This is a genomic window from Candidatus Pseudomonas auctus (assembly GCF_048654275.1).
Classification (GTDB): domain Bacteria; phylum Pseudomonadota; class Gammaproteobacteria; order Pseudomonadales; family Pseudomonadaceae; genus Aquipseudomonas; species Aquipseudomonas pharyngis.
In genome coordinates this window covers 304,019-328,337 of the sequence record NZ_JBJYZK010000004.1, presented here as the reverse complement: position 1 = coordinate 328,337, position 24,319 = coordinate 304,019, and the positions used below count along the sequence as shown (strand labels likewise).

Annotated in this window: 18 protein-coding genes and 5 tRNA genes; 8 read left to right on the top strand and 15 right to left on the bottom strand. The window is 60.5% G+C overall.

Features of this window, described 5'->3' with window-relative positions; translation table 11 throughout:
* Positions 1 to 10: 10 nt before the first annotated feature.
* Complete coding sequence (gene leuC / locus ACKUG4_RS10410; RefSeq protein ID WP_221399142.1) at positions 11 to 1,429, bottom strand: 3-isopropylmalate dehydratase large subunit; 1,419 nt, start codon at positions 1,427 to 1,429, stop codon at positions 11 to 13.
* A 140-nt stretch (positions 1,430 to 1,569) separates the two neighbouring features.
* Here leuC and ACKUG4_RS10405 point away from each other — a divergent pair, with 140 nt between their 5' ends.
* The 3 genes from ACKUG4_RS10405 (at position 1,570) to ACKUG4_RS10395 (ending at position 7,606) form a co-directional block, all read left to right on the top strand.
* Positions 1,570 to 2,460, top strand: coding sequence for a LysR family transcriptional regulator (locus ACKUG4_RS10405; RefSeq protein WP_007956444.1), 891 nt, complete (start codon positions 1,570 to 1,572; stop codon positions 2,458 to 2,460).
* 68 nt (positions 2,461 to 2,528) lie between these two features.
* Positions 2,529 to 5,807: a PAS domain S-box protein gene (locus ACKUG4_RS10400; RefSeq protein ID WP_445433941.1), complete on the top strand. Its 3,279-nt coding sequence runs from the start codon at positions 2,529 to 2,531 to the stop codon at positions 5,805 to 5,807.
* Between the two features lie 107 nt (positions 5,808 to 5,914).
* A complete protein-coding gene (locus tag ACKUG4_RS10395) occupies positions 5,915 to 7,606 on the top strand; it encodes an Hsp70 family protein (RefSeq protein WP_445433940.1) in 1,692 nt (563 codons plus the stop codon).
* Here ACKUG4_RS10395 and ACKUG4_RS10390 read toward each other — a convergent pair.
* The 12 genes from ACKUG4_RS10390 to gltX form a co-directional block, all read right to left on the bottom strand.
* On the bottom strand, positions 7,603 to 10,299 hold the full coding sequence (locus ACKUG4_RS10390; protein WP_445433939.1) for a DUF805 domain-containing protein: 2,697 nt from the start codon (positions 10,297 to 10,299) through the stop codon (positions 7,603 to 7,605). The two genes, ACKUG4_RS10395 and ACKUG4_RS10390, sit on opposite strands and share 4 nt — an antisense overlap.
* Positions 10,296 to 10,991 (bottom strand): DUF1266 domain-containing protein, encoded by a 696-nt coding sequence (locus tag ACKUG4_RS10385; RefSeq protein ID WP_085648996.1) that lies wholly within the window; start codon positions 10,989 to 10,991, stop codon positions 10,296 to 10,298. The genes ACKUG4_RS10390 and ACKUG4_RS10385 overlap by 4 nt, the downstream gene beginning before the upstream one ends.
* A gap of 183 nt (positions 10,992 to 11,174) precedes the next feature.
* On the bottom strand, positions 11,175 to 11,618 hold the full coding sequence (locus ACKUG4_RS10380) for an Hsp20 family protein (protein WP_011333344.1): 444 nt from the start codon (positions 11,616 to 11,618) through the stop codon (positions 11,175 to 11,177).
* 121 nt (positions 11,619 to 11,739) lie between these two features.
* Positions 11,740 to 12,699 carry a tRNA dihydrouridine synthase gene (locus tag ACKUG4_RS10375; RefSeq protein ID WP_085648997.1) on the bottom strand — a complete coding sequence of 320 codons (960 nt, stop codon included), beginning with the start codon at positions 12,697 to 12,699 and terminating at the stop codon, positions 11,740 to 11,742.
* 35 nt (positions 12,700 to 12,734) lie between these two features.
* Positions 12,735 to 13,196, bottom strand: coding sequence for an acyl-CoA thioesterase (locus tag ACKUG4_RS10370; protein ID WP_011333342.1), 462 nt, complete (start codon positions 13,194 to 13,196; stop codon positions 12,735 to 12,737).
* 47 nt (positions 13,197 to 13,243) lie between these two features.
* Positions 13,244 to 14,077: an alpha/beta fold hydrolase gene (locus ACKUG4_RS10365; protein ID WP_039770146.1), complete on the bottom strand. Its 834-nt coding sequence runs from the start codon at positions 14,075 to 14,077 to the stop codon at positions 13,244 to 13,246.
* Between the two features lie 30 nt (positions 14,078 to 14,107).
* The gene (locus ACKUG4_RS10360) at positions 14,108 to 14,647 is read right to left on the bottom strand and encodes a TetR/AcrR family transcriptional regulator (RefSeq protein WP_039770145.1); all 540 of its coding nucleotides are present in this window, start codon (positions 14,645 to 14,647) and stop codon (positions 14,108 to 14,110) included.
* A gap of 183 nt (positions 14,648 to 14,830) precedes the next feature.
* Positions 14,831 to 14,906: transfer RNA gene (locus tag ACKUG4_RS10355), tRNA-Glu, on the bottom strand.
* Between the two features lie 78 nt (positions 14,907 to 14,984).
* A tRNA-Ala gene (locus ACKUG4_RS10350) sits at positions 14,985 to 15,060 on the bottom strand.
* A gap of 53 nt (positions 15,061 to 15,113) precedes the next feature.
* Positions 15,114 to 15,189, bottom strand: a tRNA-Glu gene (locus ACKUG4_RS10345).
* Positions 15,190 to 15,268: 79 nt separating this feature from the next.
* Positions 15,269 to 15,344: transfer RNA gene (locus ACKUG4_RS10340), tRNA-Ala, on the bottom strand.
* A gap of 202 nt (positions 15,345 to 15,546) precedes the next feature.
* Positions 15,547 to 17,028: a glutamate--tRNA ligase gene (gene gltX / locus ACKUG4_RS10335; protein WP_007956429.1), complete on the bottom strand. Its 1,482-nt coding sequence runs from the start codon at positions 17,026 to 17,028 to the stop codon at positions 15,547 to 15,549.
* A gap of 230 nt (positions 17,029 to 17,258) precedes the next feature.
* Between gltX and ACKUG4_RS10330 the strand changes: the two genes are divergently transcribed.
* On the top strand, positions 17,259 to 18,308 hold the full coding sequence (locus ACKUG4_RS10330) for an HlyD family secretion protein (RefSeq protein ID WP_445433938.1): 1,050 nt from the start codon (positions 17,259 to 17,261) through the stop codon (positions 18,306 to 18,308).
* Positions 18,298 to 19,848: an MDR family MFS transporter gene (locus tag ACKUG4_RS10325; RefSeq protein WP_007956426.1), complete on the top strand. Its 1,551-nt coding sequence runs from the start codon at positions 18,298 to 18,300 to the stop codon at positions 19,846 to 19,848. Before ACKUG4_RS10330 ends, ACKUG4_RS10325 begins: the two co-directional genes overlap by 11 nt.
* 60 nt (positions 19,849 to 19,908) lie before the next feature.
* On the opposite strand, the gene uvrB is transcribed toward ACKUG4_RS10325, so the two are convergent.
* The gene (uvrB, locus tag ACKUG4_RS10320) at positions 19,909 to 21,924 is read right to left on the bottom strand and encodes an excinuclease ABC subunit UvrB (protein ID WP_445433937.1); all 2,016 of its coding nucleotides are present in this window, start codon (positions 21,922 to 21,924) and stop codon (positions 19,909 to 19,911) included.
* 336 nt (positions 21,925 to 22,260) lie between these two features.
* On the opposite strand from uvrB, the gene ACKUG4_RS10315 reads away from it, so the two are divergent.
* Positions 22,261 to 23,457, top strand: a complete 1,197-nt coding sequence (locus ACKUG4_RS10315) for an amino acid aminotransferase (protein WP_064594808.1) — start codon at positions 22,261 to 22,263, stop codon at positions 23,455 to 23,457.
* A 112-nt stretch (positions 23,458 to 23,569) separates the two neighbouring features.
* Complete coding sequence (locus tag ACKUG4_RS10310; protein WP_007956421.1) at positions 23,570 to 23,770, top strand: hypothetical protein; 201 nt, start codon at positions 23,570 to 23,572, stop codon at positions 23,768 to 23,770.
* On the opposite strand, the gene ACKUG4_RS10305 is transcribed toward ACKUG4_RS10310, so the two are convergent.
* Positions 23,767 to 23,997: a hypothetical protein gene (locus ACKUG4_RS10305; RefSeq protein WP_064594806.1), complete on the bottom strand. Its 231-nt coding sequence runs from the start codon at positions 23,995 to 23,997 to the stop codon at positions 23,767 to 23,769. The genes ACKUG4_RS10310 and ACKUG4_RS10305 overlap by 4 nt on opposite strands.
* 228 nt (positions 23,998 to 24,225) lie before the next feature.
* Here ACKUG4_RS10305 and ACKUG4_RS10300 point away from each other — a divergent pair.
* Positions 24,226 to 24,301: transfer RNA gene (locus ACKUG4_RS10300), tRNA-Asn, on the top strand.
* Positions 24,302 to 24,319: the final 18 nt, after the last annotated feature.

Below are 24,319 nucleotides of genomic sequence, written 5' to 3'. Positions count from 1 at the left end.
CTGCGCTCCTTTAGATCAATTCACGAACGTCGATGAAACGACCGTTCACCGCCGCCGCAGCGGCCATGGCCGGGCTGACGAGGTGGGTACGGCCACCGGCGCCCTGACGGCCTTCGAAGTTACGGTTGGAGGTCGAGGCGCAATGCTCGCCGGACTCCAGACGGTCCGGGTTCATCGCCAGGCACATCGAGCAACCCGGCTCGCGCCATTCGAAACCGGCTTCAAGGAAGATCTTGTCCAGACCTTCGGCCTCGGCCTGGGCCTTCACCAGACCCGAGCCCGGCACCACGATGGCCTGCTTGATGGTCGAGGCGACCTTGCGGCCCTTGGCGATGACCGCTGCAGCGCGCAAGTCTTCGATCCGCGAGTTGGTGCAGGAACCGATGAATACGCGGTCGAGCTGGATGTCAGTGATTGCCTGATTGGCGGTCAAACCCATGTATTTCAATGCACGGACGATAGAGTCGCGTTTGACCAGATCCATCTCTTTAGCCGGGTCCGGCACTTTCTGATCAACGGCCAGCACCATTTCCGGCGATGTGCCCCAGCTGACTTGCGGCTTGATCTGCGTGGCGTCGAGCTCGACCACGGTGTCGAAATGCGCGTCGGCGTCGGACACCAGGTCTTTCCAGGACTCGACAGCCAAATCCCACTCGGCGCCTTTCGGTGCGAACGGACGACCCTTGACGTAATCCACAGTCTTCTGGTCCGCCGCCACCAGACCCACGCGGGCGCCGGCTTCGATGGACATGTTGCAGATGGTCATGCGGCCTTCGATGGACAGATCGCGGATCGCGCTACCGGCGAATTCGATGGCATGGCCGTTACCGCCGGCGGTGCCGATCTTGCCGATTACCGCGAGGACGATGTCCTTGGCGGTCACGCCGAACGGCAACTGGCCTTCGACGCGCACCAGCATGTTCTTCATTTTCTTGGCGACCAGGCACTGGGTGGCGAGCACGTGCTCGACTTCGGAAGTGCCGATCCCGTGAGCCAGGGCGCCGAACGCGCCGTGGGTCGAGGTGTGCGAGTCGCCGCAGACCACGGTCATGCCCGGCAAGGTCGCGCCCTGCTCCGGGCTGATCACGTGAACGATGCCCTGGCGCACGTCGTTCATCTTGAATTCGACGATGCCGTATTCATCGCAGTTGTCGTCGAGGGTCTGAACCTGCAAACGCGAGACCTGGTCGGCAATGGCTTCGATGCCGCCCTTGCGCTCCGGGGTGGTCGGTACGTTGTGGTCCGGGGTGGCGATGTTGGCATCGATGCGCCACGGCTTGCGCCCGGCCAGACGCAGGCCTTCGAAGGCTTGCGGCGAGGTCACTTCGTGGATGATGTGACGATCGATATAGATCAGCGCCGAGCCATCGTCGCGCTGCTTGACCAAATGCGAATCCCAGAGCTTGTCGTAGAGCGTTTTGCCGGCCATCAGACGGTTCCTCATCAGCTTGTTTCTATGCCCTGGGCTTATCAATAACCCTTTGGCTTGTGAGGCCGATCCTATGGGGTTAGATTAAATAACTCAAATTCATATTTTTTATGCTTTGGATAACCAACTGGAATACGAACATGGACCTGGCCAACCTCAATGCTTTTATCGCGATTGCCGAGACTGGAAGCTTCTCCGGTGCCGGCGAACGGCTGCACCTGACACAACCGGCCATCAGCAAACGCATCGCCGGATTGGAGCAGCAATTGAATGTGCGGCTGTTCGACCGCCTCGGTCGTGAAGTGGGCCTGACCGAGGCCGGCCGGGCCCTGCTGCCAAGGGCTTATCAGATTCTCAACGTGCTGGACGACACGCGCCGCGCCCTGACCAACCTGACCGGCGAAGTCACCGGCCGCCTGACCCTGGCCACCAGTCACCACATCGGCCTGCACCGTCTGCCGCCCTTATTGAGGGAATACACTCGCCGCTACCCACAGGTGGCGCTGGATATTCAGTTCCTCGATTCGGAAGTGGCCTACGAGGAAATTCTCCACGGCCGGGCAGAACTGGCAGTCATCACCCTGGCGCCTGAGCCGCATACGCTGGTCAAGGCCACGCCAGTCTGGGATGACCCGCTGGATTTCGTGGTGGCCCCGGAACATTCATTGATCAGCAACGGCGCCGTCACATTGGCGGACATTGCCGGTCATCCGGCGGTTTTCCCCGGCGGCAACACTTTTACCCACCATATTGTGCAGCGGCTGTTCGAGGCTCAGGGCCTGACGCCGAACATCGCCATGAGCACCAACTACCTGGAAACCATCAAGATGATGGTGTCGATCGGCCTGGCCTGGAGCGTTTTGCCGCGCACCATGCTCGATGAACAGGTGGCGCGCATACCTTTACCGGGCATACAGCTCAGTCGCCAGCTAGGCTATATCCTGCACACTGAAAGGACGCTGTCGAATGCTGCACGGGCGTTTATGGCCCTGCTGGACGCTCAAATCGATCTGCCAGGGACTCTCGGCTAACTTGTGCTACTCCTATAGAGCTGCCGCCCCTGTGCCAAACGCCCAAATCAGCTCAAGGCCCCTTAACAATGCCGAAATCTGTTAACCGTATTCCGCCGATGCCGCGTATTCAGGCCATTGATCCACGGCGATCCGAGCAGAGCTGGGAGAGCGCGCCGCAATTGCTCGCGGCACTCAACGGTGCCCGGCTCGGCGCCTGGTACTGGGACATCGAGCGCGGGCAGATCAGCTGGTCGCGGGGCACTCAGGCCTTGTTCGGCTTTGATCCTCGGCAACCGCTGCCCGAAGACCTGGAATACCTCGATCTGCTGCCGCCGGAAGACCGGGCGAAAACCATCCGCGCCTTCCACGCGGTGATTGCCGGCGCACCGCTGGAGCAGGCAATGCACCACCGCATCCGCTGGCCCGACGGCAGCCTGCACTGGCTGGAGATCAACGGCAGCCTGCTCCCCGACAAACACGGTCGACCCCGAATGATCGGGGTGATCCGCGAAATCACCCACCAGCGGCAACGGGAACAGGCGCTCAGCAGTTCGGAGAAACGTTTTGCCACACTGTTTCATCTGTGCCCGAACATGGTGCTGCTGACCCGCCAGGAAGACGGCCTGATCAGCGAGGCCAACCAGTATTTCGAAAGCCTGTTCGGCTGGCCGGTACAAAGCGCCATCGGTCGCACCACCCTGGAGCTGGGGCTGTGGGTGCATCCCGAACAACGGGCGGAACTGGTCAAGAAGACCAAGGCCAAGGGCGAGTTGGTCAGCATGGAGGTGCAGTTCCGCGCCAGCAACGGCCAGATCCACGACGGCATCCTCAGCGCGCAAAAGGTTGAACTTGAAGGCCAGCCTTACCTGCTCAGCACCTTTCTCGACACCACCGAGCGCAAAGCCGCCGAACATGCCCTGAAAGACAGCCAGGAACGCCTCGACCTGGCGCTGGATTCGGCGCAACTCGGCACTTGGGACTGGCACATTCCCAGCGGCATGCTCTACGGCTCGGCCCGGGCGGCGCAATTGCACGGCCTGGAGCCGAAACCGTTCCATGAATCGTTCGAAGAATTCTTCGAAGGCGTCCCCGGCGAAGAGCGCGACAGCATGCGCGATGCCTATCGCAGCCTGCGCGAAGGCCCGGCGGGCAATTATCAGCTGACTTACCGCGTGCAACTGCCGGACGGCAGCTCGCGTTATCTGGAAAGCCGCGCCCGCCTCTATCGCGACGACAACGGCGTACCGCTGCGGATGGCCGGCACCCTGCTGGACATCACCGATCAGGTCGAGCGCGAACAACGGTTGGTGGCTTCGGAAGAGAAATTCGCCACGCTGTTCCAGGTCAGCCCCGACCCGATCTGCGTCACGCGCCAGGAAACCGGGGAATTCATCGAGATCAACTCCAGCTTTTCCCAGACCTTCGGCTGGAGTGCCAGCGATGTGATTGGCCACACCGCCGAAGAAATCGGCCTGTGGGACGCCTCGGCGAAAAGCCTGCAACGCATCGAACGGGTGATCCGCGAACAGGGCCTGAGCAACGTCGCGATCATCGTCCAGCACAAGGACGGCCAGTCGCTGACCTGCGTAATTTCCAGCCGCCAGATCAGCGTCGGTAACCAGCCGTGCATCGTCACCACGCTGCGCGACATCACCCAGCAACAGCGCTCGGAAGCGGCGCTCAAAGCCAGCGAAGAGAAATTCGCCAAGGCGTTTCACTCCAGTCCCGACGCGATCACCATCACCGAGCGCGACACCGGGCGCTATCTGGAGGTCAACGACGGCTTCTGCCGCCTCACCGGCTATCGCGCCGACGAAGTGGTGGGCAAAACCGTGTATCAGGTCGGTATCTGGGCCGAGGAAAAACAGCGTTCGGCACTGCTGGCCGAGCTACAGATCAAGGGCCGCGTGCACCATCAGGAAATGCTCGGGCGCAACAAGCGCGGCGAGATCCTGACGGTGGAAGTCTCGGTCGAGCCGATCACTCTCAACGAAACCGCCTGCCTGCTGCTCACCGCCCGGGACGTCAGCCTGCTGAAGAACGCCGAAGCGCAGATCCGCCATCTGGCCTATCACGACCCGCTGACCAACCTGCCCAACCGCGCGCTGCTGATGGATCGCCTGAGCCAGCAGATCGCCCTGCTCAAGCGTCACAACCTGCGCGGTGCGCTGCTGTTTCTCGATCTGGATCACTTCAAGCACATCAACGACTCGCTGGGTCACCCGGTCGGCGACACGGTGCTGAAAATCATCACCGCACGGCTTGAAGCCAGCGTGCGCATGGAAGACACCGTGGCGCGGCTCGGTGGCGATGAATTCGTGGTGCTGCTCAGTGGCCTGGAGGGCACGCGCAACGAAGTCAGCGCTCAGGTGCGCGAGTTGGCCGACACCATTCGCGAGTTGCTGTCGGAGCCGATGTTCCTCGACGGCCAGCGTCTGCAAGTGACGCCGAGCATCGGCGTGGCGCTGATTCCCGATCACGGCTCGACCCCGACCGATCTGCTCAAACGCGCCGATATCGCGCTATACCGCGCCAAGGATTCCGGGCGCAACACCACGCAGATGTATCACAACACCATGCAGAAAGCGGCCAGCGAACGGCTGCGCATGGAGACCGACCTGCGTCTGGCGCTGGCCCGGGGGGAATTCGACGTGCATTACCAACCGCAGATCGACGCCCAGGACAACCGCATCATCGGCGCCGAAGCCCTGGTGCGCTGGAATCACCCGGAACTCGGCGCGCAATCGCCTACCGAATTCATCAAGGTGCTGGAGGACAGCGGGTTGATTCTGGAGGTCGGCACCTGGATCCTCGACGAGGCGTGCGAAGCCTTCAAACAATTGATCGCCGAAAAGCTGATCGATCCTCTGGCCTTCAGCCTGTGTGTGAACATCAGCCCCCGGCAGTTCCGCCAGAACGACTTCGTCGAGCGCATCGAGCACAGCATGAGCAGCCACGGCCTGCCCTGCTCGCTGTTGAAACTGGAAATCACCGAAGGCATCGTCATTCAGAACCTGGAAGACACCATCAGCAAAATGCGCCGCCTGAAAAAACTCGGCGTGAGTTTTGCCATGGACGATTTCGGCACCGGCTATTCATCGCTGACATACCTGAAACGATTGCCGGTGGACACGCTGAAGATCGACCAGTCGTTCATCCGCGACGCCACCACCGACCCCAACGACGCCGAAATCATCCGCGCCATCGTCGCCATGGCCCGCAGCCTGGAACTGGAAGTGATCGCCGAAGGCGTGGAAACCCCGGAACAGCTGGCCTTCCTGCAAGGGTTGGGCTGCCATTTGTATCAGGGCTATCTGCACAGCCGACCATTGCCGCTGGAGGGGTTGAAGGGATTGCTGGAATGACGGACATCTGCGGTTACTACCCCGAGCATTGACCCCTGGCCGGTAATTGCCAGGGTTGGCGGCAACCTGTAGGGTCGCGTTTTTTTCGCGCTGTTTCGAGATCGATCATGCAGGATGCATCCCTCCCCCGCCCGGCCCTGCTGGGCATTGACCTTGGCACCACCAACAGTTTGATCGCCGTCTGGCAGTACGGTCAGGCCCGATTGATCCCCAACGCCCTCGGCGAGGTACTGACCCCGTCGGTGGTCAGCCTCGATGAAGATGAGACCATTTTGGTCGGCAAAGCCGCACGCGCACGCCTGACGACCCACCCGGAACGAACAGCCGCCGCGTTCAAGCGATTCATGGGCAGCGACCGGCAGATCGAACTCGGCACCAAAACCTTCAGCCCCGAAGAGTTATCGGCACTGGTGCTGGGCTCACTCAAGCAGGACGCCGAAGCCTTTCTCGGCCACCCGGTGGCTGAAGCGGTGATTTCCGTGCCGGCGTATTTCAGTGACGAACAACGCAAACGCACCCTGTTTGCCGCCGAACTGGCAGGCCTGAAGGTTTCCCGACTGATCAACGAGCCGACCGCCGCCGCGATGGCGTATGGGCTGCACGAGCAGAAATTCGAACGCACGCTGATCTTCGATCTGGGCGGCGGGACGTTCGATGTCACTGTGCTGGAATATGCGTTGCCGCTGATTGAAGTGCATGCGTCCACCGGTGACAACTTTTTGGGTGGGGAGGACTTTACCGCTGCACTGCTGAATGCCTGTCTGAAAAACTGGCGACTGACTCCGTCGATGATTGATCCGCAAGGCATGGCCAGCCTGGGCGATGCCCTGGAACAACTCAAATGCAAACTCGGCGAAGGCCCTCAATCTTTGAGCTGGCACCATGCCGACAAACTGCACGAATGGTCGCTGGACGAAGCCGCTGCCGTGAAGATCTGGGAACCGCTGCTGGCACGATTGCGCGCGCCGATCGAACAGGCCCTGCGCGATGCGCGCCTGAAACCACGGGATCTCGACAGTCTGGTGCTGGTCGGTGGGGCGACGCGGATGCCTGCGGTACAACAGTTGGTCGCCACACTGTTCGGACGCCTGCCATACCGGCATCTTGATCCCGACACCCTCGTTGCACTGGGTGCGGCCACGCAAGCGGCCTGCAAGGCGCGCGATGGCGCGATCGAAGAACTGATTCTGACCGATGTCTGCCCGTATACACTGGGCATCGCAACCATGCGTGGCAAAGGCATCGACGGCGCCTTTTCGCCGATCATCGAACGCAACACCATCATCCCGACGTCACGGGTAGAGCGCTACCACACAACCCATCCCCGACAGGAGCTGCTGCGCATTGCCGTTTATCAGGGTGAGCGGCCGTGGGTACGTGACAACATCCTCATTGACGCTTTCGATGTCACCTTGACGCCCACCGATAACATTCAGGAGCTGGACGTACGCTTCAGTTACGACATCAACGGTCTGCTCGAAGTCGATGTCACGCTGCTAGAGACCGGCGAACGCCACAGCCACAGCATCGATCGCAGCCCCACCGGGCTGGATGAACAAGCGCGCAGAGACAGCCATAACCGACTGTCAACGCTGAAGGTCCATCCGCGCGACGCATTACCCAACCGCACACTACTGGCCCGCCTGGAGCGGGCATGGATGCAGAGTCTGGGCACGCAGCGCGAACACATTGCAGAGTGGCTGCACAACTTCACCACGGTACTCGGCGGACAGCAGCCGGCAGAAATCGCCAGCCACCGCTCAGAGCTCAACAAGGCGCTGGACCAACTGCGCCTCTAACCGTTGAGCCGCCGCAGAGCAGCCTGCAAACCACCGGACAGCATCTCGCCAGCGCCGCTGTCCGGTGGCACGCCATATCGGTTGGGCAACTTGTCACCGGGAAAGCCGAACAGCAGCAGCGGCAGGAACGGCAAGATCGGCGACAAGGCCATGAATATCAGCAATGTGGGCAGGCCTCGTCCCATATCATGCAAACGACGCAGAGTGGCGCCGAATAACAGCAGAACACCCAGTAACAGGATCAGAATGCCAAAGAATGTGGTGCCGCTGATCAATCCTGCCACCGGCGTAATCACCACGCACCCCAGGACCTGAGCGATAAAAGCCTCGCGCCCCAGCCGCGACCCCAGGCGCCAGATCGCCAATGCCGGCACCGGCTGAATATCACTTTTGGCCAGCATCAAACGCTCCGACCAGGACAGCAAGGCACACAGCGCCAGGCGCAAGCCGATACTGTTCTGCACGTCATCCTTGCCCTGCTGCAATTGGCGCAGCACTCGCGTTTTCGGCACTCCGGCAGCGCCATAGCGAACCATGGCCTTGAGCGAATCGAGGGCCTCGTACGCCAACAGTTTGTCGACCCCAAAATCCGTCAACACCTTGCGCGGCGGCCACATCGGCTCGCCCTTGATCAAGCCGTCACGAAACCCTTCGAACCAGTCGTCCTCGCAACTGACTGCTGCGATGGATTGCAGCAAGGCACGATGCTGCTCGGCGCTCAGGCTCGGGTCGTGATAGAGCACGCTCCAGAACATCAACAAACCCAACAGATCATCGCCACACGCAGCGCGGTCGCTTTCGATGCAGGTGTAAAGCAGGGTGTTGGCAGGCAATCGGGCGCTGTCGAGCGCCTGCTGCACGCTGAACAATTGCTGCACCAACAAGCCGTGCACCGGATCGTTGCCTTGCAGCCAGCCCAGTAAACCGTCGCAATTGCCTTGCTCGCGTTGCAACCGCCGCAACAGTGGCTGCAGTCGGCTCAAAGGATGAGCCGGACTGAACGGCAGACGCTCCAGGCACTGCCCATCGATCATTGGCAGCCAGCGCTCCGGCTGGTCCAGCAACGCCAGCAAAAACACGGTTTGAGCGTGCCACTCCCAGGCAGCCTCGCCCAGCCCGGCCGGCGGCAACCCTATCCCGCGACGGCTCAATTGAAGAAGCAGATCGAGTTCGGATAAGTCACAGTCGTCTTTGACGGCGCCCAATTTGAACGCTTCAGCGATGCGCTCCAGGGCGGTGTCACTGTAGGGCCGCAATCGACGCAGCCACAGGCGACAGACCTTGTGCAGCTCGCCTGTTGTCAGTGCCTGCGGCAATTGCTGCGATATTGAATCCGCTTCGCTGAATACGCTCATAGCCTGCGCAATCGGCGCATTCTCCAACCAGCGCAGATGTTGTCCGGCCTGAACTTTGAACCCGCTCAACACCAGGCATTCGAGCGCATCGACCGGGAGCGGCTGATCCAGAATCCGCTGCAGCAAGACCGCATCACCGCGATGCAGCGCCCAGGCATGCCGGTACAGTTGCAGCAGCCGGCTGTCGGCATTCTCACCCAGCAGTTGGGCAAGCAACGGGAGCTCATCGCCTGTCATGCGCCAATCGACAAAGCTCTGCGCCAGGCTATCAAGCTTCAACCGCCCGACACCCAACCAACGGTTCAGCGTCTCGGGGCGTTGTGACGGACTGCCGTATACCTGCGCGTCATCCCCGAGATCCGCAGGCCAGTCAGAAAACTCGTCCAGACAATCGAACGCCTGAATCAGCAGGGGCAGAAAAGTCGGTTGCCGCTTGGCGCACAATTCCAGCAGACGACTTTCGGCCATCGGATGGCGGAACTCGTTCCACAGTCGGATCCAGCAAGGCAATGCCTGATCGTCCCGCCCCAGCAGACTGCTCTGACACGCCAACAGGTAGAGCCAGTCCACGTCATCCGGTGCTTCCAGCTGTTTTTCGATACAGCACTGCAAAAATATCGGCGCACCGATGCCCGCCTGGGTGAACTGCACCAGCAAACGCTTCATGAACGCAGCATCATCCGGCAACGGCAGACACGTGTGCTGGCTGGCGAAGTCGGCAAACTCATGGAGGGGACGCTGGGTGAAAATAAAGTCGAGGCTGCGGGCGTACCAAAGTGATTCGGTCTGCGCAGCCACTGACCAGGCGCTCATCAGATCGGTATCGAACGGGTCAGGCGTTTCGATTCGCTGCAAAAAGGCTTCCACCCGATGCGCGTCGTTGAACTCCAGATCCAGTAACTGCTGATGCCACGCCATACGCTTGGCCAACAGATTCGCGCAGCGGTAGGACAGCGGACCGGCGTCGGCCATCCGGTGGTAGAGCCCCCAACTGAGTTCATCAAGCTGCTCCAGCGACAGCTCATCAAGCGCCCCGACAAATTCCTGCCATGCCGCGACATTGAACCGCCGCGCGGGATCGTCAAGCAATTCGCAGAAATCCGCGAACGCCTGCGGGATCTCGACAACCTCCTGCTCTGACTCTTCAGTTTCTTCCTCGAGCACTTCTTGCTCGTCTTCACGCGCCAGGCGCAAGGCATTTTCGTAGGCCATGCGCAGCGCCTGAAAACCTTCCGGATCGGTTTCCGGATGATGCGACGGCAAACGTGCGCGGTAGGCATCACGAATCCGGGTTTCGTCGGAGGTGGGCTCGATGCCCAGTCGAATCCAGCAACTCATGACCAGTCGAACTCCTTGAGCGATGCAGGGCGGGGCAGCAGATCAATCTCCATGTGCCAGGGCAGGTCGGCCAGAAAATGCGGGATGTTCCGGGCGAGGCCGCGGGTGATCCGCAGGTTATGAGCACTGTCACCCTGCCGTTCCAGCTCCCAGGCCAACTCGTCATCGCTTGTGTTCAGGCAGCACCAAAAGCTGCGACCCACAACAAAGCCATTGAAGTAGGACATCCAGTTACCGTAGTGAAACTGCGCCCTGACGGCCAAACGACTGTGCAGCCAGTTGCTTTCGGCCAGATCAATCCACTGATTGCGCACCGCGCAACGCAGGAGAAATCCCATCCGCCCGTAGTCCCAGGACAAAATTCCCCCGGGACCACAACCGCCGAAAGTGCGACTGGCAAACTCATGCAGAACACGCTCGCGAGGGCTCAGCCCTTCGAGCAGGCGTTGCCATTCACTCGGCAGACAACGTTGCCATGCCGAGTAGGCTCCACTCAGGTGCTTGGCATGTCCGTCGTCCGTCATCCATTGGAGCATGTCGAACAATTGCCGCCGGTCATCGATACCCCAGCTGTCTTTCAGATCGATGTAGCGGTCGTCGCAGAAAGCGGGGTCGTCGTACCCGGCGCCGGTGTTGAGCGCTGCCATTGGCGCAGAAAGGGCGCACAGCCAGCGCTGTTGAATATCGTCCATGAAAAAAGGCTCCAGGCCGACCGATTAGGATGAGGTCGGCAAACTGCGGCGGATTGTAGAGAAACCGTCGCTGGGGGCAAAGTCGAACAGCCGTTTCTTGCGCACATAAAAAAGGCCCCGACGTATCGGGGCCTTCATTCAGCGGCTTATCGCCCGTTCAGACGATTTGTTTCTGCAAGTGACTCAGTGTTGCAGTGCCGGCTGCGCTCCGTTGATCGGGATGCGCTTGGCTTTCGCCTCTTCCGGAATCACGCGCAACAGGTCGATGCTCAACAGACCGTTGCTCAGACCGGCAGCCTTGATCTCGATGTGATCGGCCAGGCGGAAGGACAGCTTGAATGCACGCTGGGCAATGCCCTGGTGCAGGAACGTGACGCCTTCGTTGGCATCACGCTTGCCGCCACTGATGGTCAGCACGCCCTTTTCGACTTGCAGTTCCAGGTCCTCTTCCTGGAAACCGGCCGCCGCCACGACGATGCGGTATTGATCGTCACCGTGTTTTTCCACGTTGTAAGGCGGATAGGTGCTGCCTGGCTCGTTGCGCAGGGCGGTTTCGAACAGGTCGTTGAAACGGTCGAAACCCACCGAGGAACGGAACAGTGGAGCGAGGGAAAATGCAGTACTCATGATTCAAATCTCCTGAAAACAATCAGCAAGTTTTTTTGTCTCCGCGACCCGAATTCGGCATCGCGTAACCCTTAGATAGGGACCTGCGTTTTGTTTTCAAGAGCGTATTTACAGATTTTTTTCAGGCCGCTTCGGCGACCGGCAAACCCAGTAAACGCGAGACCTGATCCGGCTCAGTTTCACGCCGAAGCACGGTAAACAGCTCAACGGCCTCAGGGTAATTGCGGGTCAGCATGGCCAGCCACTGCTTCAAACGGCCCGGCGACTGGCGCGCGGTCATTTGCGCTTTGGCTTGCAGCCAGAAGTCCTGGATCAGTGGCATCAGTTCGGTCCAGGTCATCTCGACGACTTCCTCGCCAGCACGGGCGGCGGCGATCTGACGGGCCAGATCCGGGCGCGACACCAGACCACGACCGAGCATGATGTCTTCGACGCCGCTGATTTCCCGGCAGCGGCGCCAGTCTTCGACGCTCCAGATATCGCCGTTGGCAAACACCGGCACCTTGACCACGTCCTGCACGCGCGGGATCCACTCCCAATGCGCCGGCGGCTTATAGCCGTCGACCTTGGTGCGGGCGTGAACCACGATGTGCTCGGCGCCGCCCTCGGCCAGCGCCGTGGCGCACACCAGCGCGCCGTCCGGGCTGTCGAACCCCAGGCGCATCTTGGCGGTGACGGGAATGTGTGCGGGCACGGCGCGACGCACGTGCTCGACGATCCGGTTGAGCAACTCCGGCTCCTTGAGCAGTACCGCACCGCCGCGGGATTTGTTGACGGTCTTGGCCGGGCAACCGAAGTTCAGGTCTATCACTTCGGAGCCCAGCTCGCAGGCCAGTGCCGCGTTTTCCGCCAGGCACACCGGATCGGAACCCAGCAACTGCACGCGCAGTGGCACGCCGGAAGCGGTGCGGGCACCGTTGAGCAGTTCAGGGCCGAACTTGTGGAAATAGGCCGGGGTCAGCAACTGGTCGTTGACCCGAATGAACTCGGTCACGCACCAGTCAATACCGCCGACACGGGTCAGGACATCGCGCAGGATGTCATCGACCAACCCTTCCATCGGCGCCAGAGCAATTTGCATGGGAAACACACACTCAAGGAAAAACGTGCGGCAGTTTACTGGGTTTCGCGGGTTAAACCCATGTCTGCCGTCTGTATGGCCGGGCCGTAGCCTTCGATGAACTCGGCGGGCATGCGCTTGGGCCTGCCGGTGGACAGCTCGATGCAGACGAAGGTGGTCTGGGCGCGCAGCAGCGTGGCGTTGTCGCTGGGGCGGATCAGCTGGAAGTGACGGGTCATTTTCAGGCGCTGATCCCAATCGACGATCCAGGTCGCCAGTTGCAGCTCATCGCCTTCGTAGGCGGCGGCCAGGTAATCGATTTCGTGTCGCACCACGGCCATCGCCCGATCCAGACGCCGGTACTCGACCAGATCCAGGCCCAGGCGCTGCGAGTGGCGCCAGGCACAACGCTCGAGCCAGGTCACGTAGACCGCGTTGTTGGCGTGGCCCAGCCCGTCGATGTCCTCGGCGCCCACTTGCAGATCAATGGTAAATGGCGTTGCCCGATCCCAGCCCATGCCCTACTCCCGGTCAGATGATTCAACCGGGGCAGTGTAACGGATGACTACGCCGATTGCCGCGCCTGAAGGCTGCGCCCGGCCAGCAGTGATAACACGCCATCAATCACTCGGGGGTCGGCCAGCACGCGCTGATGGCCGCCGGCTTCCAGGCGCAGCAGGCGACTGTCGAACCAGGATTCGTGGATCAATTGGGATTCCTTGACAGAAACGAACGTGTCGTCCTCGGCATGCACGATCAGGCCTGGCATATCCAGTTGATAGTGGGCGACATCGAGGGTGGCGGCGCGCATACCGACATCCTGTTCAACCTCACGAATGAACGCGGAACGAGCTCTGGGTGGCATACCGACGTAACGGGCAAATCCGCGCAAAACACCAAGAATTCGCGCCGGAGCGGCTATGCTCACGAGGGTTTCGGTGCGTAATCCTAATTGCACCGCCAGCATGGCGCTGGCGCCGCCCATGGAGTGACCGATGACAGCCTGCAACGGGGGCAATTCGGCAGCGGCTTCAAGCATCGCCCGAGCGAACAGCACCACGTTGGCTTCACGCCCCGGCGAGCGACCGTGGGCCGGGCCATCAAGCGCGACAACGGTGTAACCCGCTTCAACCAGCGCAGTGATCAACGCGGCAAACTGGGTGGGCCGCCCTTCCCAGCCGTGCATCAGCAAAACAGTCGGGCCTTGCCCCCAGCGCAGGGCCGAAAGACCGAAGCGCAAGGTGATGCGTTCGGATTTCGCCAGCAGCGGCAATTCCCAGTCCCTCGGTTTATTCACGCGCGGCGTCATGAACGCCAACCGCATTTTGCTCGCCACCAGTTTCGGTGCGAACCAGCCCAAGGTGCCATTAACGCCGCGAACCCACTTCAACGTGCTCATCGCTCTCTCCCCGGGCTTGTAGCCTTCAGGTCAACGCACCGCCGACTTGGCGGCGCGCAGCAATCGATCGGATAAATCCCCAGGCCCCAACGCCCTCGCGAGCGCCAGGCCACCCACCATCAAGGCCACGTCGGCCAACGCTTTGTCGGTGTCTTCCGGCGCTGCGGCCAACTGCGCAATCATCAATTCCAAGTGTTCGTTCAACGCGATCCGAAAGGCCTCCGGCAGACGGCCCAGCTCACCAATGGAGGCCGGAATCGGGCAGGCCGAATCGCTGGAATCGCGATGCTTGCGCGACAGATAGAACGCGGCTACCAGGGCGCGGCGCTCTTCACCGGTCAGCTCGCTATCCATGTCGGCAATCAGGTCGCGACGGCGACCGAGCAATTGCTTGAACGCCTCAAGCATCATGGCGTCCTTGCTTTCGAAGTGGGCATAGAAGCCGCCGACGGTCAGGCCGGCCGCACCCATCACTTCGCCCACGCTCGGTTCAGCCGGACCGCGCTGGATCAGTGCAGCACTGGCGGCCTTGAGAATGCGTTCGCGGGTTTGAGCTTTCTTGTCGTTCATCGTCGCCTCCGAATATTACGATAGCAATATTATTCTCATAATAATATTCCGCAAGTCACACGCGTGACCGCTGGTCTGAAGCACAGTGTTAAGGAAAAAGAGGATTTGGCCAAACGCCAGACAAACAAAAGGGCCATTCAATAATTGAATGACCCTTATAAAATCCCGCAGAGCGGGTAATCGTGGCGTCCCCTAGGGGACTCGAACCCCTGTTACCGCCGTGAAAGGGCGGTGTCCTAGGCCACTAGACGAAGGGGACACAAACCTTCTGTACAACTGATCAGCGCTGAGTACTGATCGATTCAAGGCCGGTGTGGCCAGACCTTGAACTGTAAATTGGTGGAGCTAAGCGGGATCGAACCGCTGACCTCCTGCATGCCATGCAGGCGCTCTCCCAGCTGAGCTATAGCCCCGGATTTTTCGCCTCTCGGCGGAGCGACATCTTGCAAAATCGCTTCTGTAAAACTGGCGTCCCCTAGGGGACTCGAACCCCTGTTACCGCCGTGAAAGGGCGGTGTCCTAGGCCACTAGACGAAGGGGACGCAAACCCTTCTATACAACTGATCAACGCTGAGTGTTGATCGCTTCGAAGCCGGTGTGGCCAGGCTTCGAAGTGTAAATTGGTGGAGCTAGACGGGATCGAACCGTCGACCTCTTGCATGCCATGCAAGCGCTCTCCCAGCTGAGCTATAGCCCCTCATCGTTGATGTCATCGCTGAGGACGGGGCGAATCTTAAGGGCGTATCGAAAGGCTGTCAAACTTATTTTTGAAAAATTTCAAAATTTTTTGTCGGCATAACAATCACTTACCACCCTCCCCCCGTGAATTCAGGAGAAAACGCCGCAGGCCGGGATCAAAAGATCCCGGCCTGCGGCGCGTCCTGCAGAGTCAAACGCAATCAGGCGATGGCGCCCAACAGTTTTTCCCACTCTTTGTTTTCTTTCTTCGACACGCCGCCCAGCAGGTCAATCGCCTGGCGCAGACGGAAACGGGTCAGGTCCGGCCCAAGGATTTCCATCGCATCGAGCACCGACACCGAACTCGCCTGCCCGGTGATCGCGGCAAACATCAGCGGCATCGCGTCACGCAGCTTCAGCTCGAGGGATTCAACCACCGCCTGAATCGTCGCGGTGATGCTGTCCTTCTCCCACTGACGCAGGCTCTCAAGCTTCCACAGGATCAACTGCATCAGTTGACGAACCTGATCGCCCGACAGCTTTTTCGATTCGAACAGCTTGGCATCCGGGTTCACGCCACCGGCGAAGAAGAATCCGGCCAGCGGTGCAACCTGGCTGAAGGTTTCGACGCGGCCCTGAACGTGCGGCGCGATCTTCATCATGTATTCGGAATTGAACGCCCACTTCTGTACGCGAGCGGCGAACTCTTCCACCGGCAGATCACGCAGCCACTGGCCGTTGAGCCACGACAGTTTCTCGATGTCGAAAATCGGCCCGCCCAGCGACACGCGCTTGAGGTCGAAGTTGTCGACCATTTCCTGCAGCGAGAACTTCTCGCGCTCGTCCGGCATCGACCAGCCCATGCGGCCCAGGTAGTTGAGCATCGCCTCAGGCATGAAGCCCATGCGCTCGTAGAACGTCACCGAAGTCGGGTTCTTGCGCTTGGACAGCTTGCTCTTGTCCGGGTTACGCAGCAGCGGCATGTAGCACAGTTCCGGTTGTTCCCAGCCGAAATACTCGTAAAGCAGGATCAGTTTCGGCGCCGACGGCAGCCATTCTTCGCCACGCAGCACATGGGTGATACCCATCAGGTGATCGTCGACCACGTTGGCCAGGAAGTACGTCGGCAGGCCGTCGGTCTTCATCAGCACTTGCATGTCCATGCGATCCCACGGGATCTCGACATCCCCACGCAGCATGTCCGGCACCACGCAGACGCCTTCGCTCGGCACCTTCATGCGGATCACGTGCGGCTCGCCGGCAGCCAGGCGACGGGCGACTTCTTCCTTGGACAGCAGCAGCGCGCGGCCGTCGTAACGCGGGGTTTCGCCGCGAGCCATTTGCTCGGCGCGCATCTGGTCCAGCTCTTCAGCGGTGCAGAAGCACGGGAAGGCGTGGCCCATGTCGACCAGCTGCTGGCAGTACTTCTGGTAGATATCGCCGCGCTCGCTCTGACGGTAAGGACCGTGCGGGCCGCCGACGTCCGGGCCTTCGCTCCAGTCGATACCCAGCCAGCGCAGGGCGTCGAAGATCTGCTGTTCGGACTCGCGGGTCGAACGCAACTGATCGGTGTCTTCGATCCGCAGGATGAACTCACCGCCGTGCTGCTTGGCAAAGCAGTAGTTGAACAGTGCGATGTAAGCGGTACCTACGTGGGGATCCCCGGTAGGCGATGGCGCGATGCGAGTGCGGACGGTGGTCATGGCATGTCTCGAAAAGAATGAAAAGCAAAGAACGATCAAGCGGCGAATGGTAACAGGCGACACCCGCCCCGCTCCAGCGGGCAGGGCATTTAAGCCAAGGTTGCGTCTGGAACGCCCGTTGGCCGTGGTGAATGGCCGAATATCAACAGACGGCATTTACCGCTCATCGGCTGTGTGCCAGATTCGCCTGCTGATAACTTTCCTTACAATTCCTCGACTACAGTTTGCCCATGCCTGCCCAACTCAAGCGTCGCCTGTTCATTTTCCTGTTGCTGGTCCTGCTGATTGCCGGGGGCTTTTTCGCCCATTGGTTTTTCAAGGGACGCTTTTATGAAAGCACCGACAACGCCTATGTCCAGGGTGAAATCACCCGCGTGTCGAGCCAGTTGAGCGCACGCATTGAGGAAGTGCTGGTGCAGGACAACCAGCATGTGGAAAAAGGCCAGTTGCTGATTCGTCTCGAACCGAATGATTTCCGTCTCGCCGTCGATCGCGCCAATGCCGCCCTCGCCACCCGCGAAGCCGAACGCCTGCAGGCCCAGAGCAAATTGACTCAGCAATCGAGCCTGATCGCCGCCAGCGATGCGCAAGTGGCAACCACGCAAGCCACCCTCGGGCGCTCGCAGATGGATTTGTCGCGGGCAGAAACCCTGCGTAAACCCGGCTACGTCTCCGAGGAGCGGGTCACCACCCTCTCCGCCGACGCTCATATCGCCCGCTCGCAAGTGGCCAAGGCCCAGGCCGATGCCCAGAGCCAGCGCCAGCAGGTCAACGCGCTGACCGCCGAGATCAAACGCCTCGATGCGCAGATCGCCAACGCCCGCGCCGACCTCGCCCAAGCCGAACTGAACCTGACCCGCAGCGAAATCCACGCACCGATCAGCGGCCTGATCGGCCAGCGTGCCGCGCGCAATGGTCAGGTGGTGCAGGCCGGCGCCTATCTGCTTTCAATCGTTCCGGACGAAGACATTTGGGTGCAGGCCAATTTCAAGGAAACCCAGATCGGCCACATGCAACCCGGACAAAAAGCCGAACTGACCTTCGACGCCTACAGCGACACTCCGATCGAAGCCCGAGTCGAAAGCCTGTTCGCCGCCTCCGGCGCGCAGTTCAGCCTGTTGCCGCCGGACAACGCCACCGGCAACTTCACCAAGGTCGTGCAGCGGATTCCGGTCAAGCTGACCTTCAAGGCCGATAACCCGCTGCACGGCAAGATCCGTCCGGGCATGTCCGTCACCGCCACCGTGAATATCAAAGACACCGCCGACAATGGCCGGTGATTCGCTGATCCGCCCGGTCGGCGAACCGACCCGGCGGGACTGGATTGCGGTGATGAGCGTGATGCTCGGCGCCTTCATGGCGGTGCTCGACATCCAGATCACCAACTCCTCGCTCAAGGATATTCAGGGCGCCCTGTCGGCGACGCTTGAAGAAGGCTCGTGGATTTCGACGTCTTATCTGGTGGCGGAAATCATCATGATCCCGCTGACCGCCTGGCTGGTGCAGTTGCTGTCGGCACGGCGGCTGGCGGTGTGGGTGTCGCTGGGGTTTCTGATTTCGTCGCTGCTGTGCTCAATGGCCTGGAGCCTGGAGAGCATGATCGTGTTTCGCGCCATGCAGGGCTTCACCGGTGGCGCGCTGATCCCGCTGGCCTTCACCCTGACCCTGATCAAACTCCCCGAACACCACCGGGCCAAAGGCATGGCGATGTTCGCCATGACCGCTACCTTCGCCCCATCCATCGGACCGACCCTCGGCGGCTGGCTCACGGAGAACTGGGGCTGGGAATACATCTTCTATATCAACATCCCGCCGGGCCTGATCATGATCGCCGGGCTGATGTACGGCCTGGAGAAAAAAGAAGCGCATTGGGAGCTGCTGAAAAGCACCGATTACACCGGCATTCTCACCCTGGGTATCGGGCTTGGTTGCCTGCAGGTTTTCCTTGAGGAAGGCCATCGCAAGGACTGGCTGGAATCGAGCCTGATCGTGACGCTGGGCAGCATCGCCCTGCTGAGCCTGATCACCTTTGTGATCGTGCAGATTTCCAAGCCCAATCCGCTGATCAACCTGGGCATCCTGCGCAACCGCAATTTCGGGCTGTCGAGTATTTCCAGCCTCGGCATGGGCGTTGGGCTGTACGGTTCGATCTATCTGCTGCCGCTGTATCTGGCGCAGATCCAGAACTACAACGCCCTGCAGATCGGCGAAGTGATCATGTGGATGGGCGTGCCGCAGCTGTTTCTGATTCCGCTGGTGCCGAAACTGATGAAATTCGTCTCGCCGAAATGGCTGTGCACGATCGGTTTCGGCCTGTTCGGGCTGGCGAGTTTTTCCTCCGGCGTGCTCAACCCGGATTTCGCCGGGCCGCAGTTCAACCAGATCCAGATCATCCGCGCACTGGGCCAGCCGCTGATCATGGTGACCATTTCGCTGATCGCCACGGCGTACATCCTGCCGCAGGACGCGGGCTCGGCATCGAGCCTGTTCAACATTTTGCGCAACCTCGGCGGCGCCATCGGCATCGCTCTGCTCGCCACCCTGCTGGATGCGCGCACCAAGACCTACTTCGATTACCTGCGTGAAGCGGTGGTGCCGACCAATCCGCAGGTGGCCGAACGCCTGGCGTCGATGACTGATCGGTTCGGCAGTGACACGGCGGCGCTGGGCAAGTTGAGCGAGATCGTGCATCAGCAGGCGCTGATCATGGCCTACAACGATGCGTTTCATTTTGTCGGGATTGCGCTGGGGATCAGCATGTTGGCGATTTTGCTGACCAAGAAATTGCCCGCCGGACTGAAGGCCGGCGAGGCACATTAACCTTGAGCGGACGCAGAGCGTCCAGGGCTGCATTCCCACGCAGAGCGTGGGAACGATCCGTTAAACGGCCAACAGCCGCTCACGCAGCTTGGCGATTTCGTCGCGCATCTGCGCCGCTGCTTCGAATTCCAGGTCGCGGGCCAACTGGTACATCTTCTCTTCCAGTTGACGGATGCGCTTGGTGATCTCGCTCGGTGAGCGCAGTTCGGCTTCGTACTTGGCGTTTTCTTCGGCGGCCTTGGCCATGCCTTTGCGCTTCTTGCTGCGCGAACCGGGCACGGTGGCGCCTTCCATGATGTCGGCGACGTCCTTGAACACGCCCTTCGGCGTGATGCCGTTGGCCAGGTTGAAGGCGATCTGCTTTTCGCGACGACGCTCGGTTTCGCCGATGGCCCGCTCCATCGAACCGGTGATGCGATCCGCGTAGAGAATCGCCCGGCCATTGAGGTTACGCGCCGCCCGGCCGATGGTCTGGATCAGCGACCGCTCGGAACGCAGGAAACCTTCCTTGTCCGCGTCGAGAATCGCCACCAGCGACACTTCCGGCATGTCCAGACCTTCACGCAGCAGGTTGATCCCCACCAGCACATCAAAAGTACCCAGACGCAGGTCGCGGATGATTTCCACCCGCTCGACGGTGTCGATGTCCGAGTGCAGATAACGCACGCGCACGCCGTGATCGGCCAGGTAATCGGTCAGATCTTCGGCCATGCGCTTGGTCAGCGTGGTGACCAGCACTCGCTCCTCTACCGCGACGCGCTTGGTGATTTCCGAGAGCAGATCGTCGACCTGGGTCAGCGCCGGGCGCACTTCAACCTGCGGGTCGACCAGACCGGTCGGGCGCACAACCTGTTCGATCACCCGGCCGGCGTGTTCGGCTTCGTAGTTGCCGGGCGTGGCCGAGACGAAAATCGTCTGCGGGCTGACCCCTTCCCACTCGTCGAAGCGCATCGGCCGGTTGTCCAGCGCCGATGGCAGGCGGAAGCCGTATTCCACCAGGGTCTCTTTACGCGAGCGGTCGCCCTTATACATCGCGCCGACCTGCGGCACGCTGACGTGGGATTCGTCGATCACCAGCAAGGCGTCGGCCGGCAGGTAATCGTAGAGCGTCGGCGGCGCCGCACCGGCCGGACGACCCGACAGATAGCGCGAGTAGTTTTCGATGCCGTTGCAATAACCGAGTTCGAGGATCATCTCCAGGTCGAATCGGGTGCGCTGCTCCAGGCGCTGGGCTTCCACCAGTTTGTTGTTGTTGCGCAGGTATTCCAGGCGCTCCTGCAACTCGACCTTGATCCCTTCGATGGCGTCGAGCAGGGTTTCCCGAGGCGTCACGTAGTGGCTTTTCGGATAGAAGGTGAAGCGCGGCAGCTTGCGAATGACTTCGCCAGTCAGCGGATCGAACGCGGAAATGCTTTCCACCTCATCATCGAACAACTCGATGCGGATCGCTTCGAGGTCGGATTCCGCCGGGTAGATGTCGATCACATCGCCACGCACCCGGAAGGTCGCACGGGCGAAATCCATGTCGTTGCGGGTGTATTGCAGGTCGGCCAGCCGCCGCACCAGCGCACGCTGGTCGAGCTTGTCGCCGCGATCGACGTGCAAGACCATTTTCAAATAGGTTTCCGGACTGCCCAGACCGTAGATGCACGAGACCGTGGTGACGATGATCGCGTCCTTGCGCTCCAGCAACGCCTTGGTCGCTGACAGGCGCATCTGCTCGATGTGGTCGTTGATCGACGCATCCTTCTCGATAAAGGTGTCGGACGACGGCACATAGGCTTCGGGCTGGTAGTAGTCGTAGTAGGAAACGAAGTACTCGACGGCGTTGTTCGGAAAGAACGACTTGAACTCGCCGTACAACTGCGCGGCCAGCGTCTTGTTCGGCGCCAACACCAGGGTCGGGCGCTGCACCTGGGCGATGACGTTGGCGATGCTGAAGGTCTTGCCCGACCCGGTCACCCCGAGCAGCGTCTGGTGCGACAGCCCGGCTTCGATGCCTTCGACCATCAGGCGAATGGCTTCGGGTTGATCGCCGGCGGGGTCGAAACGGGTGACGAGCTGGAATTCAGACATAAACACCTCTGGAATCGCGACGCTGCTGGCAAACCGCAGCACCACGAGAATGACCGCAAACGACCGATGTCGCGCAAGAAAAAACGAAGATTGTGCTGAATGTGGAGCCGATTGCCTCGCCTTTCAAGGCAAACGTCCTACATCCGGTAAAGTCTCCGACAGATGCATTCGACTAACGGTCGAGAAATAATCGGAAAAACTTACCTTAAAAGCCGATTCGCCTGTCGCCATTGATCGATGATGGCCTCTATACTAGCTCCCCGTTTGTGCACCGCTCTAGTGCATTCGGCTGGAGCGCCACACGTCCCTCCACTCTCCAATAGAGCTGCCGTAAAAATGAGCCTGTTCTCCGCTGTCGAAATGGCACCCCGCGATCCAATCCTGGGCCTCAACGAAGCATTCAACGCCGATACCCGGACCAATAAGGTCAACCTCGGGGTGGGTGTGTACTGCAACGAAGAGGGGCGAATTCCACTCCTGCGCGCCGTTATCGAAGCCGAAACCATTCGCGCCGCTCAGCATGCCTCCCGTGGCTACCTGCCGATCGACGGCATCGCGGCCTACGACCAGGCCGTGCAAAAGCTGCTGTTCGGCAATGATTCGCCACTGCTGGCGGCTGGCCGCGTTGTCACCACCCAGGCCGTCGGCGGGACCGGCGCACTGAAAATCGGCGCCGACTTCCTCAAGCAACTGCTGCCAAATGCCGTTGTGGCGATCAGCGACCCGAGCTGGGAAAACCACCGCGCGCTGTTCGAAACCGCCGGTTTCCCGGTGCAGAACTACCGCTACTACGACGCCGCCACCCACGACGTGAACCGTGCCGGCCTGCTCGAAGACCTCAACGCCCTGCCGAATGGCTCGATCGTCGTGCTGCACGCCTGCTGCCACAACCCGACCGGCGTCGACCTGAGCCCGGCGGACTGGAACAACGTGCTGGAAACGGTCAAGGCCAAAGGTCACGTGCCGTTCCTCGACATGGCTTACCAGGGTTTCGGTGACGGCATCGCCGAAGACGCCGCTGCCGTGCGTCTGTTTGCCGAATCCGGCCTGACCTTCTTCGTATCGAGCTCGTTCTCCAAGTCGTTCTCGCTGTACGGCGAGCGCGTCGGTGCGCTGTCGATCATCAGCGAATCGAAAGAAGAAAGCGCGCGCGTACTGTCGCAAGTCAAACGCGTGATCCGCACCAACTACTCCAACCCGCCGACCCACGGTGCAAGCATCGTTGCTGCGGTATTGAACAGCCCGGAACTGCGCGCCCAGTGGGAAGCCGAACTGGCTGAAATGCGCCTGCGCATTCGCGGCATGCGCGAGCAGATGGTTGCTCTGCTGGCCAAGAAAGCCCCGCAGCGTGACTTCAGCTTCGTCGGTCGTCAGCGCGGCATGTTCTCCTACTCCGGCCTGACCACCGAACAGGTTCATCGCCTGCGCAACGAGTTCGGCATCTACGCCCTGGACACCGGCCGCATCTGCGTCGCTGCGCTGAACCAGAGCAACATCGAAGCCGTGACGGACGCCATCGTTCAGGTCATCTGATCCGGCGCCGCACTGAAAACGGGAAGCCTTCGGGCTTCCCGTTTTTTATTTGTCTGAAGAAAAACCGCTACACCCTCTAGACTGCACCCAAACGATATTTCAGAGAGACGACATGAAAAACGATGACCTGCGCGCCGACCGCGACGATCTGGATGACTTCATCCCCCGCGCCCCGGCCAAACGCGGCAACAACCTGGTGCTGCAAGTCGCGGCCGGGGTGTTTCTCGGCGGGCTGGCGCTGTGGCTGGTGCAACTGGGTGCGACGATGCTGTACGCCAAACTGATGCTCGGCACCTTCACGTTCGGCGGTTAAGCCAGTTCCGCTGCACGCTGAGTCGCCGCATCGTCATAAACGACGTAGAGCGATTCGGCGATCTGGCTCTTGATGGCCTTGGTGCTTTCCAGGCCGAGGACAAAACCTTCGGCCTTGCCGCCTGCGCGGTTCAGCTCTTCAGCCGTACCGGCCTGAGTGATCGCGTCGAAAAGCTTTTCGGCATGTGGGCCAACGCCTTTGGGCAGGCTGATTTGCGCGGTGCTCATGCGAACACCTCGACAGGATGATGGGTAAGGATGGGACTATTCATGACGCGTACCTTTTCGGCGAATGGCCGGCAGCGCGTGTGACCACTTCCGGGCGGCCATGGTAGACCTCTGGTGGAGTTCTGGTAACCGCCAATCGCCGATAAACCGCCACCCGTCCTGACCTTTCCAACAAATTTATATCTCGCGCTTGACTAGTCTTTTTAAATCAGTAACATACGCACCAATTCCGCAATAGCTCAGTTGGTAGAGCAAGTGACTGTTAATCACTGGGTCCCTGGTTCGAGTCCAGGTTGTGGAGCCAAATACAGAGCCCCTGAAT

Excerpts from the sequence above, each read along its gene's own strand:
- leuC (WP_221399142.1), bottom strand. The coding sequence starts at position 1,429 with ATGGCCGGCAAAACGCTCTACGACAAGCTCTGGGATTCGCATTTGGTC.
- ACKUG4_RS10405 (WP_007956444.1), top strand. The coding sequence starts at position 1,570 with ATGGACCTGGCCAACCTCAATGCTTTTATCGCGATTGCCGAGACTGGA.
- ACKUG4_RS10400 (WP_445433941.1), top strand. The coding sequence starts at position 2,529 with ATGCCGAAATCTGTTAACCGTATTCCGCCGATGCCGCGTATTCAGGCC.
- ACKUG4_RS10395 (WP_445433940.1), top strand. The coding sequence starts at position 5,915 with ATGCAGGATGCATCCCTCCCCCGCCCGGCCCTGCTGGGCATTGACCTT.
- ACKUG4_RS10390 (WP_445433939.1), bottom strand. The coding sequence starts at position 10,299 with ATGAGTTGCTGGATTCGACTGGGCATCGAGCCCACCTCCGACGAAACC.
- ACKUG4_RS10385 (WP_085648996.1), bottom strand. The coding sequence starts at position 10,991 with ATGGACGATATTCAACAGCGCTGGCTGTGCGCCCTTTCTGCGCCAATG.
- ACKUG4_RS10380 (WP_011333344.1), bottom strand. The coding sequence starts at position 11,618 with ATGAGTACTGCATTTTCCCTCGCTCCACTGTTCCGTTCCTCGGTGGGT.
- ACKUG4_RS10375 (WP_085648997.1), bottom strand. The coding sequence starts at position 12,699 with ATGCAAATTGCTCTGGCGCCGATGGAAGGGTTGGTCGATGACATCCTG.
- ACKUG4_RS10370 (WP_011333342.1), bottom strand. The coding sequence starts at position 13,196 with ATGGGCTGGGATCGGGCAACGCCATTTACCATTGATCTGCAAGTGGGC.
- ACKUG4_RS10365 (WP_039770146.1), bottom strand. The coding sequence starts at position 14,077 with ATGAGCACGTTGAAGTGGGTTCGCGGCGTTAATGGCACCTTGGGCTGG.
- ACKUG4_RS10360 (WP_039770145.1), bottom strand. The coding sequence starts at position 14,647 with ATGAACGACAAGAAAGCTCAAACCCGCGAACGCATTCTCAAGGCCGCC.
- gltX (WP_007956429.1), bottom strand. The coding sequence starts at position 17,028 with ATGACCACCGTCCGCACTCGCATCGCGCCATCGCCTACCGGGGATCCC.
- ACKUG4_RS10330 (WP_445433938.1), top strand. The coding sequence starts at position 17,259 with ATGCCTGCCCAACTCAAGCGTCGCCTGTTCATTTTCCTGTTGCTGGTC.
- ACKUG4_RS10325 (WP_007956426.1), top strand. The coding sequence starts at position 18,298 with ATGGCCGGTGATTCGCTGATCCGCCCGGTCGGCGAACCGACCCGGCGG.
- uvrB (WP_445433937.1), bottom strand. The coding sequence starts at position 21,924 with ATGTCTGAATTCCAGCTCGTCACCCGTTTCGACCCCGCCGGCGATCAA.
- ACKUG4_RS10315 (WP_064594808.1), top strand. The coding sequence starts at position 22,261 with ATGAGCCTGTTCTCCGCTGTCGAAATGGCACCCCGCGATCCAATCCTG.
- ACKUG4_RS10310 (WP_007956421.1), top strand. The coding sequence starts at position 23,570 with ATGAAAAACGATGACCTGCGCGCCGACCGCGACGATCTGGATGACTTC.
- ACKUG4_RS10305 (WP_064594806.1), bottom strand. The coding sequence starts at position 23,997 with ATGAGCACCGCGCAAATCAGCCTGCCCAAAGGCGTTGGCCCACATGCC.